Raw genomic sequence first — 15,832 nt, 5'->3', positions numbered from 1 at the left:
CGTGTCCCGGATTCCCGCGGGTGTGAGCAAGCCGGCCCGGCCGCGATGAAGGTGCCGGTAATTATTCGGAGCCACGTATGGAAAAGGTACTCGCAGTAGAAGACAGCAAGGTGTCGCAGGCCCAGCTACGGGACATCCTCGCCGGGAAGTACGAGGTGATGGTCGAGGAGGATGGCGCCTCGGCGATGCCGACCGCGGTGAAAACCGCTCCCGACCTGATTCTTCTGGACATTAACCTGCCGGGGATGAACGGCTTCGACATCTGCCGTCAGTTGAAGGGGGACGCGAGGACCCGGGAGATCCCGGTGATCTTTCTCACCAGTTGCGATAGCGGCCAGGAGAAGGTGCAGGGGTTCGAGGCGGGGGCGGACGACTATCTCGTCAAGCCTTTCTACCCCGAGGAACTGGTGGCGCGCGTATCTCTCCACCTGGCTTCAAGAAGGCAGCAGCAGATGGCGGTCGAGCTGGAGCGGCTGAAACTTTTGCGGGAAATCGCGGTGGCCATCAGCCACGAGTTCAACAACCCCTTGACCGCCATCCTGTGGCATCTTCATCTCGCTTCCAAAGAGATCGGCGAGGGACACGGGAAAACGAGGTCCCACCTCTCCGAGATGAAGCTGGAGATCGACAAGATCCGGCGGATTGTCTCCCGGCTCGCCGAGGCCTCCCGGGATGCGAAGATAGAGTACGTGATGGGGGAAGAGATGATCGACGTGGAAAGGATCTGAGCGGAAGCGGCCACCTTTTTCAAAGGGGGGGGTAAGCCGCCAAGAGCCTGGCGGAAGATGACGACTAACCGGCTAAAAAAAAGGGCGCCCTGCCTGTCGCGGAGGGCGCCCTTTTTAGTGCTGCTCTATGGCCAAAGCGGCTAGGCTTTGGCCTCGATGGGGAGCGACGGGAGCTCGACGCCGGCCATCTTCTGGACCATGCGGACAACCTGGCAGCTGTAGCCGAACTCGTTGTCGTACCAGACGTAGACCACGGCGTGGTTCTCTTTCACGATGGTGGCGAGCGAGTCGACCACGCCTGCATGGCGGGAGCCGACGAAGTCGCTGGAGACCACGTCCGGGGAGTTGGTGAAGTCGATCTGGTTCTGCAGCGGCGAGTCGAGCGAGACGTCGCGCAGGTGGGCGTTCAGCTCCTCGGCGGTGGTCGCCTTGGAGAGCTCGAGGTTGAGGATCGCCAGCGACACGTTGGGGGTCGGGACCCGGATGGCGTTGCCGGTCAGCTTGCCGGTCAGCTCCGGGAGGACCTTGGCGACGGCCTTGGCGGCACCGGTCTCGGTGATGACCATGTTCAAGGGGGCGCTCCGCCCGCGGCGGTCGGCCTTGTGGTAGTTGTCGATCAGGTTCTGGTCGTTGGTGTAGGAGTGGCAGGTCTCCACGTGTCCGCTCACCACGCCGAAACGGTCGTTGATCACCTTGAGGACCGGGACGATGGCGTTGGTGGTGCAGCTCGCCGCCGAGAAGATCTTCTCCTCGGGGACGATCAGCTCGTTGTTGATGCCGGCCACCACGTTGGGGATGTCCCCTTTGCCGGGAGCGGTCAGGAGCACCTGGGAGATCCCCTTGGCCTTCAGGTGGCGCTCGAGGCCGGCGCGGTCACGCCACTTGCCGGTGTTGTCGATCAACAGGGCGTTGTGGATCCCGTACTCGGTGTAGTCCACGTTCTCGGGTGCGTCGGAGTAGATGATGCGGATCATGTTGCCGTTGGCGATGATCGCGTTCTCTTCCTCGTCGATGGTGATGATCCCGTGGAAGGGGCCATGCACGGAGTCGCGGCGCAAGAGGCTCGCCCTTTTGACGAGGTCGTCGGCGCCCCCCTTCCTGACTACCGCGGCGCGCAGCCTCAGCTTTTCGCCGGAGCCGGCCTTTTCGACCAGGATGCGGGCCAACAGGCGCCCGATGCGGCCGAAACCGTAGAGGACGATGTCCTTCGGTTCGTCGAGGAGCGGAGTGCGGCCGGTGTTGACCGAGGCGAGCTCCTGGCGGACGAAGTCGTCCACACTGACGCCCTGCTGGGCCTGGTAGCGGACGGCCAGGCGGCCGATGTCGATACGGGCCGGGGCCAGGTCGAGCCTCCCCATCGCTTCCAGGATCGGGAAGGTGTCGGCCACGGTGAGATCTGAATCGAGGATCAGGCGCGCGAAACGGTGGGCCTTGAGGAGGTCGATGGTCGGACTGTTGCCCAGGGTGCGCCCGAAGACGGTGGTGACGATGTTGTTGTCACGGTAGAGGTGTCCAATGATGGGAAGCATCCGCTCCGCAATCTCTTCCTGCCCCTGCCACTCCTTGAGATGACGTTCCTGCATTTGAATCTTCATACTCATTCCTTCCGTTTACGAAAATAGTCTCCGGACGTTATAGAATGGCCGGAGCTCATTGAATCTGGACTCGCAGGGGCTCGATGCGACGGTGCTTTCCCGTAATGGCAAAGCCGGTTAGGTTGTGACAGAGCGCGCCCGCGTTTAAGACATAGCCGCGTATCTTACTTCATACCGGCCCTGTAAACAAAGAAAAACCTCATACCACTCAACTATTTATACACACTAATATGTCCGCTGTAACTTTTGCCGGGAAAGCTGGTGACTTTCTTGCAAAGGTTTTGCGCCTGAGGTAGGGGCATGGTATGCTGCCAGGGACTTAAGGGAAAGGGACCCTAGGGATCCAAGGGACCGCAGGGACGTTAGGGGAACTGCAGGGACGTTGGGGACCGCAATTTTTTCAGCAAGGGTTTGTTTATGAGAACAGTTGCACTCCTCGTGTTGTCCAACGTATTCATGACCTTCGCGTGGTACGCGCATTTGCGCAACCTGCGCAGCGCACCGCTCTACATCGCCATACTGGCCAGCTGGGGACTCGCCTTCTTCGAGTACGTGCTCCAGGTCCCGGCCAACCGGGCAGGCTACGGGACGTTTTCGCTGGGACAGCTCAAGATCGTGCAGGAGGTCATCACCCTCTCGGTCTTCGTCCCCTTCGCCGTCTTCTACATGGGCCAGCCGCTGAAGCTCGACTACCTCTGGGCGGGCTTCTGCCTGGCCGGAGCGGTCTTCTTCATCTTCCGCAGCTAGGGCTCGCCCTCATTCCAACCGCCAGGGAGACCTCGCGTGGCCAAACATCTACCCGGATCGGGTGAAAAAACCGGTCTTCACATCGTCGCCTTCTTCGAGGCCGCCAAGGGGGCCACGGTCCTTCTGGCGGGCTTCGGGCTGCTCGCCTTCGTCCACAAGGACCTCCACGACGCAGCCATGAAGCTCGTCATGGCCCTGCACCTCAACCCCGCCAAACACTACCCGAGCATCTTCATCGACGCCGCCAACCGGGTGACCGACCTGCAGCTCTGGATGCTCGCCCTGTCGGCACTCATCTACTCCACCGTCCGCTTCGTGGAGGCCTACGGACTCTGGAAACAGCAGTCGTGGGCGGAGTGGTTCGGACTTCTTTCCGGCGCGGTCTACATCCCGATGGAGATCTTCGAGGTCTCCCGCGAGCTCACCTGGCCCCGGATCACCGTGCTGGTGATCAACCTCTGCGTGGTCGGCTACCTCGGGGACGTGCTGGTCAAGGGGAGAAAGAAAGGGACCGAAGGGACTTAAGAAAGGGACCGAAGGGACCTAAGGAGGGACCCAAGGGACTTAAGGGAGCTTAAGGGACCTCAGGGGAGGGCAGGGACGGCTCAGGGGGCCCGGCGGCCACCGGGAGCTTGATCAGGGCAGTGGTACCTTTGCCGGGCGCGGAGTGGAAGATGAGGGCGCCCCGGTGCTCCTGGATGATGGAGGAGGAGATGTAGAGCCCAAGCCCGGTCCCCCCCTTGTCGATCTTGGTCGAAAAAAACGGCTCGGTCAGACGCTTCTGCACCTTCTTGTTCATCCCGTACCCTTCGTCGATCACCGCAATGGTGACCATGCCGCTTCTTTCCTCGAACCCGCTCTCCACCCGCACCGCACACTCCTTCCCCGGCAGCGCCTGCAACGCATTCATGATCAGGTTGATGATCACCTGCTCGATCTGCTGCGCGCTCCCCCTTCCCGCCGGAAGCCCCTCGCAAAGGGACATCGAGAACTGGTCGGTGTGCCGGTGGATGTGATGCCACAAGAGCGAGGCGGCCCCGTCGATGGTCCGGTTGATGTCGATCACCCCCTCGGCCCCCCCATCCTCCTTCTTCACGAAGTTCCGCATGTTGCTCACGATGGTGGCGATCCGATTCGATCCCTCGGTGATCCCCGATAAAAGCCGCGGCACCACCTTCTCCATCTCCGAATAGGGAAGCCCTCCCAGGTAGAACTCCCCGCCACGCTCCCGGTGCTCGGCCAGGATGGGGGCCGTCTCCTGCCAGACGTCGGTCAGCATCAGCGAGTTGACCGAGATGAAATTGTTGGGATTGTTGATCTCGTGGGCGATCCCCGAGACCAGCATCCCCAGCGAGGTCATCTTGTTGGCCTGGATCAGCCGGGCCTGGGTCGCCTTCATCTCGTCCTCCAGCCGGGCCTTGGCGGTGATGTCGCGGATGCTGCAGAGGATCACGTACTCGTTTCGCAAGACGAGAATCTTGCCGCGGATGGCGACCGTGAAGCTCCCCCCTCCCGAGCGGTAGCAGGTCGCGCGGTCGAGCTGGAACCCGCTCGATTGCTCCTCCCGCGCAAGCCCCCTGATCACCCGCCGGAAATCGGAGGGGCTGATGAATTCCCACGGCTTGGCCAGCTTGAACTGCTCCATGGTGGCGCCGTACAGCTTGAGCGCCGCCGGGTTGGCCTCCACGATCCGGAAGGTGTCCATCTCGAAGAGGATAAGCCCGTCGTCGCTCTGGGCGAAGATCTGGCGGACGTGCTCCTCGCTCTGCAGGACCGCCTGCTCGGCCACCTTGCGCTTGCTGATATCGGAAAAGGTGGCGGCGAACTGACCCTTCCTCGGGGAGTAGACGGCGACCTTCAGCCACTTCCTCAGGAAACGCGAGTAGGCCTCGAACTGGTCGGCCTTCTCGGTGAGCGCCACCTCGCCCAGCCGCGTGATCCAGCTCTGCTCGGCGTGGGGGATGAGCTCGGTGAGGGTCCGCCCGATCATCTCCTCGCGGGGAAATCCCATCAGGGTGGCGAAGGACTCGTTGGCCTCCAGCAGCCGGAAGTCGAAGGGGGAGCCGTCCTCGCCGGTCATCGCCTCGGCCACCGCGTAGCCGTTCAGCATCCGGTCGAAGAGGAGGCGGTATTTCTCCTCGCTCTGCTTGAGGGCCTGCTCGGCCCGGGTCCGCTCCATCTCGGCCGCCGCCCGCCCGGCAAAGACCCCCAGCATGGCTTCCACCAGCTCGGGATTGGAGAAGTGCCCGGTGGCCAGCACGGTCAGGGTACCGAGGAACTCCCCCGAGGCGCTGGTGAGGTTCACCCCGGCGAAGCTCTCGATGCCGTTTTCCGAAAGGAAAGAGACTCCCGGGTAGAGCTCCTGCACCCCTCCGTCCATAAGCACCATCCCGTTTCTCTCCACCTGCTCGCACGGGGTGCCGTCGAGGGTGTAGCTGAAGTTGGGAAGGAGCTCGCCGTGGGCGCAGACCGCCACCGTGGAGACCCAGCGCTCCTCCTCCCCCAGCTCCGCGACGATGGCGTACTGCACCTCGAGCGCCCGGGCCAGGTGGCTTACCAGGGCTTGGAAGAACCGGGTCCCGGTGGTGGAGGAGACCCCGGCGTTGATGATCTGCAGGGCGATCTCGTACTGCCGGCGGTCGGTCACGTCCTCGCCGATGCAGGCCACCCCGATCTCCTCACCCTCCGGGGTCCGCAGGACGGTGGAGTTCCAGGAGATGATGCGGCGCCCCCCCTGGTGGGTGAGGATGGTCCGCTCCCGGTGCAGGAAGTAGATGCCGTTGCCGATCGCCTGGTGGAAGCTTCGCCGCGACTCCTCGGCGTCGGGATAGAACATGTCGAACCAGTTCTTGCCGAGCACCTCGGAACGCTCCCAGCCGGTCAGCTCGAGGAGGTAGTCGTTGCAGAAGGTCACCCGCTCGTTGTTGTCGAACATGATGGCGATGAGCCGCAGGTTCTCCAGCATCTCGGTGAAGCGCCGCTCCGACTCCTTGAGCGCCAGCTCCCCCAGCTTCTTCGCGGAGATGTCGCCGGCGGTCCCGATCACGTAGGTGGCGCCGTCGAGCTCCACCCTTTTCCCGGTCACCAGGTAGTGGCGCACCCCCTCGCAGGTGGTGAACCTCGCCTCCCACTGGGCCTCTCCCGTCTCCAGCACCTCGGCCATCTTCTCCCGGGAGAGGGCGCGGTCGTGTTCGTGGAAGGGGAGGGGGACGGCGGGGGAGGAGAGCTCTTCGGGGGTGAAGCCGCTTGCCCGCTCGAGGGCGGAATTCCAGCGCACGAACCTCCCCCCCTCGTGCAGGTAGAAGATGACCGGGAGCGACTCGATCACCTGCTCCACGAATCCCTTCTCCCGCTCGAGCTCTCTCTCGCGCTGGGCCCTGAGCTCCACTTCCCTCATCAGGTCGGCGGTCCGCATCCGGATCACCTGGCGCATCCCGAGGATCGCCGCCAGGGCCAGGATGGCCAGGAAGGAGATCCACTTGACCACGTCGCTCGTCCGGATGCCGTGCTCGTAGCGGAGGGTGAGCCAGCGGTGCCGGATGGCGTCGTGCTCTTCGGGGGGGAGCGAGGCGAGCGCCTTGTTGATCAGGCGGGCCAGCTCGGGCCAGTCCTTTCTGACGCCGATGGCCAGCTGGTCGTCGGGGTAGGGGGCGGGGGCGGCCACCTTTAAGTTGAGGGCGCCGATCCGCTCGATGCTGAAGGTGCCGGGGGCGAGGCTCCCGACGTAGGCGTCGGCCCGTCCCGAGGAGACCGCCTGCAGCGCCTCCGCCGAGTTGGCCCGTACCAGGATCCGCACCCTCGGGATGTCCCTCACGAGGAGGCTCGTCAGCCCCTGGCGGCGGGTGACCGCCACGGTCCGCCCGGCCAGATCGGCGATCCCGGCGACGAAGTGGCCGTCTTTGCGGGTGAAGATCACCTGGGGCGAGCGCATGAACGGCATGGTGAATTCCACCTGCCCCACCCGCTCGAGCTCCAGCGGGATGTTGAGGGCAACGTCGACCCCGCCGCTTTTGCCCAGAAGCTCCACCGAGCGCTGCACGTTCAGCCCCGGGACCGGGTCGAACTTGAGCCCCAGCCTCCGGAAGGCGGCCCTGAGGTAGTCGCTCGCCATCCCCTGCCGCAGCTCGGCGGCGAAGTAATCCTCGTAGACGTTCCCGGTACTGACCCGGATCACCGGGTGGGCGCGGAGCCACTGGCTCTCCTCGGAGGTGAGGACGAGCTCCTCCGACAGCCCCGGAGGGGTCCCCTCGCTCCTGGCGGGAGCCGGGCGAACGATCAGAAGGGCGACGATGAAGACGAGGACGAGACGCATGAAGCGGAGAAAGCCCCTTTTGGTGATATCGGAAATAGCGATTGCGCCAGCCTTTATAGCACCTTAGCAGGCGTCAATCAAAATAAACCGTCGTTCCTGCGAAAGAAAAATGAAAGGGGGAACGGGGAGGTCTCTTGCCTGGGACACCCGATTCTGCTATAAAACCGCCGGAAAGGAGATCTTATGGAAGAGCAAACCGGCGTTTCGCACTCCACCATCGTGCTGGTCGACGACGAGCCGGAGATCCTTTTCAGTTTCGGGATCATGCTGCGGCGGGCCGGTTTCTCCGACGTGAAGGACCTCCAGGACAGCCGGGAGCTCCTCCCCCTCTTGGCCCGTCACGAGGCGGGGGCGGTGGTGCTCGACCTGCAGATGCCGTATCTCTCCGGGAAGGAGCTTCTGGGGGAGATCACCTCCAGCTATCCCGAGGTCCCGGTCATCATCATGACGGCGGCCAACCAGCTGGACACCGCGGTGGACTGCATGAAGGAGGGGGCCTTCGACTACCTGGTGAAGCCGGTCACCCCCGACCGTTTCGTGTCGGCCATCCGCAAGGCCCTCGAGATCAGCTCCCTGCGCCGCGAGATCGCCTCGCTCAGGGAGAGCCTCGCCCCGGGGGAGCCGCACCGGGCCGGCGCGCTCTCCCAGTTCCACACGAGAAGCGACAAGATGCAGTTCGTCTTCGCCTACCTCCAGGGGGTGGCCCCCTCCGACCAGCCGGTCCTCGTGCTGGGGGAGACCGGGGTAGGCAAGGAACTGGTGGCGCGGGCGCTGCACGGGCTTTCCGGCCGGACGGGGGAGTTCGTCGCCCTGAACAGCGCCGGGCTCGACGACCAGGTCTTCGCCGACACCCTCTTCGGCCACGGCAAGGGCTCCTTCACCGGGGCCGACAGCAACCGGGACGGCATGGTGGCCCGGGCGGCGGGCGGCACCCTCTTCCTCGACGAGATCGGCGACCTCGCCCCCGCCTCCCAGGTCAAGCTCTTGAGGCTTCTCCAGGAGGGGGAATACTACCCGATCGGCTCCGACCGCCCCCGCTTCTCCACCGCGCGCATCGTGGCGGCCACCAACTGCGACCTCACCACCCTGGTGGCCAACGGATCTTTCAGGAAGGACCTCTTCTTCCGGCTCTGCTCGCACCAGGTCCGCATCCCTCCCCTCAGGGAGCGCAGCGAGGACATCGCCCCCCTGCTCGAGGTCTTCCTCACCGAGGCTGCCCACTCGATGGGAAAGAGGAGGCCCTCCTTCCCCCCCGAACTGATCGGCTACCTCTCCGGCTACAGCTTTCCCGGCAACATCCGGGAGCTGCGCGCCATGGTCTACGACGCGGTGGCCCGCCACCGGGGGGGCGTGCTCTCCATGGGCACCTTCCGCGACGCCATCGGCCACGGCCTCACCTCCCTCAACCGCGACTGCCCTGCGGCGGACGGCTTTGCCACCCTCAAGGAGATGGAGGAACGGCTGGTGGAGCAGGCGCTGCAGAGGACCGGCGGCAACCAGGGAGCGGCGGCCGCCCTCCTCGGCATCAGCCGCCAGGCGCTCAACAAGCGGCTCAACCGGCGCTAGCCAATCCCCCACATTCCACTGCATTCCTCCCGGAAAGTCGGTCAGCTCATTCCCGCACAAGGGATGCGACAAAAGTTGCAGAGCGCAACCAAGGTTGCGCCGAGGCGGAAGTAAGGGAATCCCTTAGGGATTTTCGGGACCACCCCGGTACCCGGCAACTTATGTCGCATCCCTTCCGTCCCGCTACATGCCACCCAACCCGCCGGATTCACTACTTTTTCCCTCCCCGCCGCCTCGGGCACGCATCCTGCTAGTGTAGTTGTTCATGAACAATCACCTATCGGAAGGGAGCCGCGCTATGCAACCTGCCCAAGGGACCGTGGTGGTAGTCGAGGACGACCTATTGGCTCTGGACATGCTCTCCGTCCTTTTACGCAGCCGCGGCTTCGCCGTCCGCGCCTACAGCGACGGGGCCGCTGCCCTCGACGGACTCCTCACCGAGCCTGCCGACCTGGTGCTCACCGACATCTACATGCCGCGCATGAGCGGCACCACCCTCATGGCCCGCCTGCGCGCCTTCGACCAGGACACCCCGGTCATCTTCATGACCGCCGCGGCCGACGTCGAGATTGCGGTGGCCGCCGTCAAGCTGAAGGCCTACGACATGGTCCTCAAGCCGTTCCAGCCGATGCAGCTCGTGCTGTCCGTGCAAAACGGCGTCCGGGCCAAGAGCGAGCTGGTCCGGGAGCGGCAGTTCCGCAAGGAGCTCGAGCGGCTGGTGGTCGAGAGCGGCTGCGAGCCGGTGGAGGCGATCCGCCAGCACAACTCCATGAGCGTCGAGATCATCGAGAGGCTCTCGGTGGCGGCCGAGCTCCGCGACAAGGAGACCGGCGAGCACATCACCAGGATCGGGAGCTACGCGGCCATCATCGCCGGCTCGCTCGGGATGCCCGATCAGTTCGTGAGGAACATCACGGTGGCCGCCGCCCTGCACGACATCGGCAAGATCGGGATCCCCGACTCCATTCTCTTCAAGCCGAGCCACCTCACCCCGCGGGAGTTCGAGGTCATCAAGACCCACCCCGTGGTCGGCGAGCAGATCCTCGCGGGCTCCACGCACCCCATGCTGCAGATGGCCGCCTCCATCGCCCTCACCCACCACGAGCGCTGGGACGGCTCCGGCTACCCCTTCGGGATCGCCGGGGAGGCGATCCCGCTGGCCGGGCGCATCGTAATGATCGCCGACCAGTACGACGCCCTGCGGAGCGTGCGCTCCTACAAGCCGGCCATGGACCACGAAACCGCCTGCCGGGTGATCACCGAAGGGGACAGCTCCACCCGCCCCGAGCACTTCGACCCCAGTATCCTCAAGGCCTTCAGGGAGTGCGCTCCCCTTTTGAGAGACGCCTTCGACAACGCCCCTCCCCCCCGCTCCCGCCGGCCGGAAGGGGCCACGGTCACCGAACTCTTTACCGCGCCCGCCGCGGGTTACCATGCAATGGCCCGTACCTACTAATGGAGGATGTTATGCTGCAAAAGGTTCTTATCGTCGACGATTCCGAATTGATCCACCACATGTACCGCCTGGTGATGCAGCGCTACGGCTGCCAGTTCCTCGACGCTATGAACGGACAGGAGGCGCTGGATATCCTTCAGCGCGAAGACGACATCGAGCTGATCCTTTTGGACATCAACATGCCGGTCATGAACGGCGTCCAGTTCATGGAGAAGGCCGGGGAGCTCGGCATCGGCAGCCGGATCCCCATCGTGGTGATCAGCACCGAGGGAAAAGAAGAGGACACCGTGCTGGCGCTCCGGCTGGGGGCCCGCGGCTACCTCAAGAAGCCCTTCAACTCCACCGATCTCTACAACCTCGTTGAAAAGATCCTCCCCGCCCAGGTCCAGGGGAGCCGCCCCTCCTCCGCGTCGCTGACCCCCGCCGAGGCCTGCTAGATGCAGGATGTCGATCTCTCCATCCTCTGCGCGGATTTCGTAGAGGACGCCCAAGGACACCTGGAGCAGGCCGAGCAGGCGCTGCTGCTCTTCGAGCGCGGGGTGCGCGAGGGGGAAGCCGATCTCTCCCTGGTGACCAGCATGCTGGGAAGCCTCCACACCTTCAAAGGGAACGCCGGCATGATGGGATTCGCCCACCTGCAGGGGTTTCTCCACGAACTGGAGGAGGTCCTCAAGCTGGGGAGCGCCGGGAAGATCCCGCTCAAAGAGCGCCTCTTCTCCGCCCTCTTCTCGTCCCTGAACGCCCTGCGGGGCGCCCTGGACCAGCTCGCGTCCAACCCCACGGCGCCGGTCGACTTAAGCGCCGAGCAGATGCTCCTGGGCTTTCTGGCCGCCTCCCCCGAAGAAAACGAGGCCGCGCCGCTTCCCGTCCTCCCCGAGCGGGGGGAGGGGTACGAGTACCTCAACCAGAAGTCGGACACCGTGAAGGTGAACTTCGCCAAGCTCGACCAGCTCCTGAACCTGGTGGGTGAGCTGGTGATCCAGCGGACCACGCTCGCCTCGCTGGAGGGGCGCCTAAAGCACGAGGTGAAGGACCGCGAGCTGTTGGCGCTTCTCTCCGGGACGAGCGAGCTGATCGGCAAGAGTGCCGCCGACCTGCGCGAGTCGATCATGAAGGTCCGCATGCTCCCGGCTGCCACCGTGTTCCGGCGTTTCAACCGGCTGGTGCGCGATCTGGCCCTCAAAAGCGGCAAGGAGGTCTCGCTCGTCTTCGAGGGTGAGGAGACCGAGCTCGACAAGACGGTGATCGACGAGATCGGCGAACCCCTCTTGCACCTGATCAGAAACGCCGTGGACCACGGCATCGAATCCCGCGCCGAGAGGGCCGCGGCGGGCAAGCCCCCGGCGGGCACCCTCACCCTGGGCGCCCGCCACGACAAGAGCCACATCATCGTCTACCTCTCCGACGACGGCCGCGGCCTTTCCCCCGCCAACCTCAAGAAGAGCGCCCTCGACAAGGGGCTCATCGACCCGCAGCAGGCCAGCCAGCTCTCCGACCAGGAGGCGCTCCAGCTGGTCTTTCTCCCCGGCTTTTCCACCTCCGGCCGCCTCACCGAGACCTCCGGGCGGGGGATCGGCCTCGACGTGGTAAAGAAGGGAGCCGAGAGCTTCGGCGGCGTCATCGAGCTGGAGAGCGTCCCCGGCAAAGGGACCACCTTCTCCATGAAGCTCCCGCTCACCCTGGCCATCATCCAGGCGCTGCTGGTGGAGGTCTCCGGAGAGATCTTCGCCTTGCCGCTCTCCGGCGTGCTGGAGAGCCTCACCATCGCGGGCTCCCAGCTCCACGAGGCTTCGGGTGGGGAGATTTTCAGGCTCAGGGACCGCCTGCTCCCGGTCAAACGGCTCAACCGCTTCTTCTCGCTCCCGCCCCGGGAGGATGACGGCGGGTACCTGGTGGTGGTGGAGAGCGCCGATAAGCGCGGAGGGCTCCTCGTGGACCGGCTGCTCGGACAGCAGGAGATCGTGGTCAAGGGGCTCGACGACTACCTGGAGGAGCCCCCGGGCATCTCCGGCGCCACCGTGCTGGGAGACGGCACCGTGGCACTCATCTTGGATCTCCCCTCGCTGCTGGCGAAGGGGAAGGGAGGAGCAGCGTGAACGGCACGACGAAGATCGAGCTCCCGGCCTCGGGACTCGCTGAAGAGATACTGGCGGGCTTCATAACCAAGGCCCAGGAGCAGGCCGACCGGGAGGTCGAGCAGGCGGTGGCCGAGAGGCGGGAGACCTTCCACCTGGTGAGCTTCGGGCTCGGCAACGAGTGCTACGGGGTTCCCATCGAGAGCGTCCAGGAGATCATCCGGGCCGAGGGGATCACCCACGTCCCGGGAGCCCCCTCCCACGTGAAAGGGGTCATCAACCTCCGGGGGAGGATCATCCCGGTGGTCGACCTCCGCAGGCGGTTCCTCCTTCCCGAGGGGGAGGCGAGCGACGCCCAGAGGATCATGGTGGTGGAGCTTGGGCCCAAGCGGATCGGGATGCTGGTGGACTCGGTCTCCCAGGTGATCCGGGTCCCGGCCGCCTTGGTCGAGGAGATCCCGGAAGAGGCGGTGGCTGTGGAAGAGAAGTACCTGCTGGGGGTGGGAAAACTCGAAGACGCGCTGATCTTCATCCTGGACCTCCAGCGCGCATTGATGCTCGGCAGCTGAAACACCACTAACTTCCGGTTGGGATTGGGGGGTGCGGCATGGCGATATTCAACACACTGCGTGGCAAACTGACGGCAAGCTTCCTCCTCATGGCGCTGATCCCCCTGGGGATCATCTCCGGCGCCTCCTACTACCGTGCCAAGGCGAGCCTGGAGTCCACTACCGAGACCATGCTGGACAACAGCAGCGAAGGAGTGATCGGCAAGGTCGACCTCATGATCGCCAGCCGGGTCCGCGAGGTGGCCATGCTGGCCCAGGCCCCCGGCGTAGCCGCTTCGCTGGAGAGCGGCCGCAGCGGCGAGGGAGCCCGTCTCCCACTCCCGCGAGCTTTCCTCGCTGGTGGAGACCTTCCAGGTGTGAGGCGCCAGGATTCCCGGATTGCTGGATTGCGGGTTTGAATTTGGACGGATTGAGGGAGACCGGGAGGACCGGTGAGCCCATGGTATTTATTGCATAAGGAGATGTGAATGCTGCAGAACTACAAGATTGGCACCCGCCTGGGGGCGGGATTCACCCTGATGCTCCTCCTCATCGTGATCAGCGGGATCACCGCCTACTGGGGCGTGGACAAGGCGACCAGCGCCACCATCAACCTCCTCAACGGCGACGCCTCGGTCAGCGAGTTCGCCTTCAAGTGCGAGGTCGACATCATCAACTTGCGGCGCTTCGAGAAGGACTGCTTCCTGAACGTAGCGGATCCCGCCAAGGTCCAGGATTACTTCGACAAGTGGAAAGCGCAGCGTGCCAAACTCGACGAGCACCTGGTCGAGCTCGGCAAGTACGCCTCCCTGGCCAAGGACAAAGAGACCCTGTCCAAGATGAACGCCCTCAAAAGCGGCTACGAGGAGGGGTTCACCAATGTCCACAACGCCATCGTGGCCCACAAGGTGACCACCCCGGCGGGGGCCAACGCGGCCATCGAGGCATACAAGGATAAGATCCACAGCCTGGACACCATCTCCCACGAGCTCGCCGTCGAGGGAAATACCCGCATGGACAGCCAGGAGAAGGTCATGGCCGCCCTGGCCCGGCACATCACTCTCATCGTGGTAGGGATCGTGGCGGTCGGCATCCTTCTCTGCCTCGGCATCAGCGTCCTCATCACCCGCTCCATCACCACCCCGGTGGCCAACGCCGTGCGGATCGCGGAAACCCTCGCCTCCGGCGACCTCACCGCCAGCTGCCAGACCTCGGCCAAGGATGAGATCGGCCAGCTCTTGAACGCCATGGACGGCATGGCCGCCAAGCTCCGCGCCATGATCGGCAAGATCCTCGACACCTCCGCCCAGCTCGCCACCGCCTCCGAAGAGATCATCTCGGGAAGCGACCAGCTGGCCCAAAGCGCCAACTCGCAGGCATCCGCCACCGAGGAAACCTCGAGCACCATGGTGCAGATGGCCGCCTCCATCCAGACCGTGGCCCTGCACGCCGAGAACCTCTCCAGCCGGGTCACCGAGGTCTCCTCCTCCGTCCAGGAGCTGGGAGCCTCCAGCGAGCAGGTGGCCAAAAGCTCCGAGGTGATGGCCTCGGCGGTCTCCGAGACCTCCGCCACCGTCGAACAGATGATCGCCTCGGTCGACCGGGTCGCCAAGAACTCCGAGGAGCTCGCCGCCTCGGTCTCCGAGACCTCGGCCACCATCGAGCAGATGACGGTTTCCATCGGGGAGGTGGCCCAGAACTCCCAGGCCCTGCAGCAGGTGGTGACCGAAACCGGCGACGTGATCGGCGAGATGACCGATTCCATCCGCCGGATTGCCCTGAGCGCCGCCGAGGCGGACTCGGTCGCCACCGTCGCCACCAAGGAAGCCATGGCAGGCCAGTCGGCCGTCCAGGAGGCGCTGGCCGCCATGCAGCGGCTCTCCGGCGTCATAACCATGACCGCCGACTCGGTCCTCAACCTCGGCAAGCACTCCGAGGAGATCGGCAACATCGTCCAGGTGATCGGCCAGATCGCCGACCAGACCAACCTCCTTGCGCTGAACGCCGCCATCGAGGCCGCCCGCGCCGGGGAAGCGGGCAAGGGTTTCGCCGTGGTTGCCGACGAGGTGAGAAAGCTCGCCGAACGGAGCGTGGTGGCTACCAAGGAGATCGCCCAGGTGATCAAGCAGGTGCAGGCCGACACCCTCGACTCGGTCAAGTACGGCGAGCTCGCCTCCAAGGAGGCCCAGGCATCCATGGAACTCTCCGGGGTGGCGGGCAACGCCCTCTCCAACATCGTCCGCAACATCGAGGCCTCGGCCGGGCTGATCGCCCAGATCGCCGGCATGACCGACCAGCAGTCCGCCGCCTCCCTCAGGGTCAACGAGTCGGTGGATAAGATGAGCAAGTCCGCCCTCCAGGTAGCCAACGCCGCCAAGGAGCAGGCCTTCGGCGGGCGCCAGATCCGGATCGCGGTGGAGAAGATGAACGGCATCACCGTGGCAGTCACCGGCGCCACCCGCGAGCAGGCCCAGGGGGGGCAGCAGATCCGCATCGCGCTCGACAACATGAACAGCGCCACCCGCCAGGTCTCCCTCGCCACCCGCGAGCAGGCGCTCTCCTCCGGGCAGATCGTCGATGCGGTGACCGGCATGAACTCGATGACCATGCAGGTTGCCAACGCGACCTTCGAGCAGAAGAAGGGGGGAGAGATGGTGGTGATCGCCACCGAGAAGATCAGCGGCCTCACCCGGGAGAATCTGGCGGCGGTGGAGCAGTTCGCCGTCTCCGCCCGCGAGCTTTCCGCCCGCGCCGAGGAACTCACCGTCCTGGTCGGCCAGTTCCGGGTCGCGTAACCGGGGACAA

The 15,832-nt window shown here is 64.8% G+C and carries 12 protein-coding genes; 10 read left to right on the top strand and 2 right to left on the bottom strand.

Translation table 11 applies throughout. The features are described from left to right. Positions 1-77 precede the first annotated feature (77 nt). Positions 78-728 carry a response regulator gene (locus L4X63_RS05880; RefSeq protein WP_250677650.1) on the top strand — a complete coding sequence of 217 codons (651 nt, stop codon included), beginning with the start codon at positions 78-80 and terminating at the stop codon, positions 726-728. A gap of 140 nt (positions 729-868) precedes the next feature. Here L4X63_RS05880 and L4X63_RS05875 read toward each other — a convergent pair whose 3' ends face one another. Then, entirely contained in the window at positions 869-2,323 is a 1,455-nt protein-coding gene (locus L4X63_RS05875; protein ID WP_250677649.1) for a glyceraldehyde-3-phosphate dehydrogenase, read from the bottom strand. A gap of 417 nt (positions 2,324-2,740) precedes the next feature. On the opposite strand from L4X63_RS05875, the gene L4X63_RS05870 reads away from it, so the two are divergent. Continuing rightward, positions 2,741-3,070, top strand: coding sequence for a DMT family protein (locus L4X63_RS05870; protein WP_250677648.1), 330 nt, complete (start codon positions 2,741-2,743; stop codon positions 3,068-3,070). Between the two features lie 36 nt (positions 3,071-3,106). Continuing rightward, positions 3,107-3,595, top strand: coding sequence for a DUF2127 domain-containing protein (locus L4X63_RS05865; protein ID WP_250677647.1), 489 nt, complete (start codon positions 3,107-3,109; stop codon positions 3,593-3,595). A gap of 49 nt (positions 3,596-3,644) precedes the next feature. On the opposite strand, the gene L4X63_RS05860 is transcribed toward L4X63_RS05865, so the two are convergent. Further along, positions 3,645-7,382 (bottom strand): PAS domain S-box protein, encoded by a 3,738-nt coding sequence (locus L4X63_RS05860; protein ID WP_250677646.1) that lies wholly within the window; start codon positions 7,380-7,382, stop codon positions 3,645-3,647. Between the two features lie 183 nt (positions 7,383-7,565). Here L4X63_RS05860 and L4X63_RS05855 point away from each other — a divergent pair, with 183 nt between their 5' ends. The 7 genes from L4X63_RS05855 to L4X63_RS05825 all read left to right on the top strand — a co-directional run bounded on the left by L4X63_RS05855 (position 7,566) and on the right by L4X63_RS05825 (position 15,822). Continuing rightward, on the top strand, positions 7,566-8,948 hold the full coding sequence (locus tag L4X63_RS05855; RefSeq protein ID WP_250677645.1) for a sigma-54-dependent transcriptional regulator: 1,383 nt from the start codon (positions 7,566-7,568) through the stop codon (positions 8,946-8,948). 298 nt (positions 8,949-9,246) lie between these two features. Then, positions 9,247-10,404, top strand: coding sequence for an HD domain-containing phosphohydrolase (locus L4X63_RS05850; protein WP_250677644.1), 1,158 nt, complete (start codon positions 9,247-9,249; stop codon positions 10,402-10,404). A gap of 11 nt (positions 10,405-10,415) precedes the next feature. Continuing rightward, positions 10,416-10,841 carry a response regulator gene (locus L4X63_RS05845; protein ID WP_250677643.1) on the top strand — a complete coding sequence of 142 codons (426 nt, stop codon included), beginning with the start codon at positions 10,416-10,418 and terminating at the stop codon, positions 10,839-10,841. Further along, on the top strand, positions 10,842-12,500 hold the full coding sequence (locus tag L4X63_RS05840) for a chemotaxis protein CheA (protein ID WP_250677642.1): 1,659 nt from the start codon (positions 10,842-10,844) through the stop codon (positions 12,498-12,500). It abuts the gene before it with no gap. Next, entirely contained in the window at positions 12,497-13,048 is a 552-nt protein-coding gene (locus L4X63_RS05835) for a chemotaxis protein CheW (protein ID WP_250677641.1), read from the top strand. Before L4X63_RS05840 ends, L4X63_RS05835 begins: the two co-directional genes overlap by 4 nt. 38 nt (positions 13,049-13,086) lie before the next feature. Beyond that, the gene (locus L4X63_RS05830; RefSeq protein WP_250677640.1) at positions 13,087-13,446 is read left to right on the top strand and encodes a hypothetical protein; all 360 of its coding nucleotides are present in this window, start codon (positions 13,087-13,089) and stop codon (positions 13,444-13,446) included. A 69-nt stretch (positions 13,447-13,515) separates the two neighbouring features. Further along, a complete protein-coding gene (locus L4X63_RS05825) occupies positions 13,516-15,822 on the top strand; it encodes a methyl-accepting chemotaxis protein (RefSeq protein ID WP_250677639.1) in 2,307 nt (768 codons plus the stop codon). Positions 15,823-15,832 lie beyond the last annotated feature (10 nt).

This window comes from Geomonas sp. Red32 (assembly GCF_023652955.1).
In the GTDB taxonomy this organism is placed as follows: Bacteria; Desulfobacterota; Desulfuromonadia; order Geobacterales; family Geobacteraceae; genus Geomonas.
The sequence above is the reverse complement of the archived record's forward strand: the minus strand, read 5'-3'. Positions and strand labels throughout refer to the sequence as shown.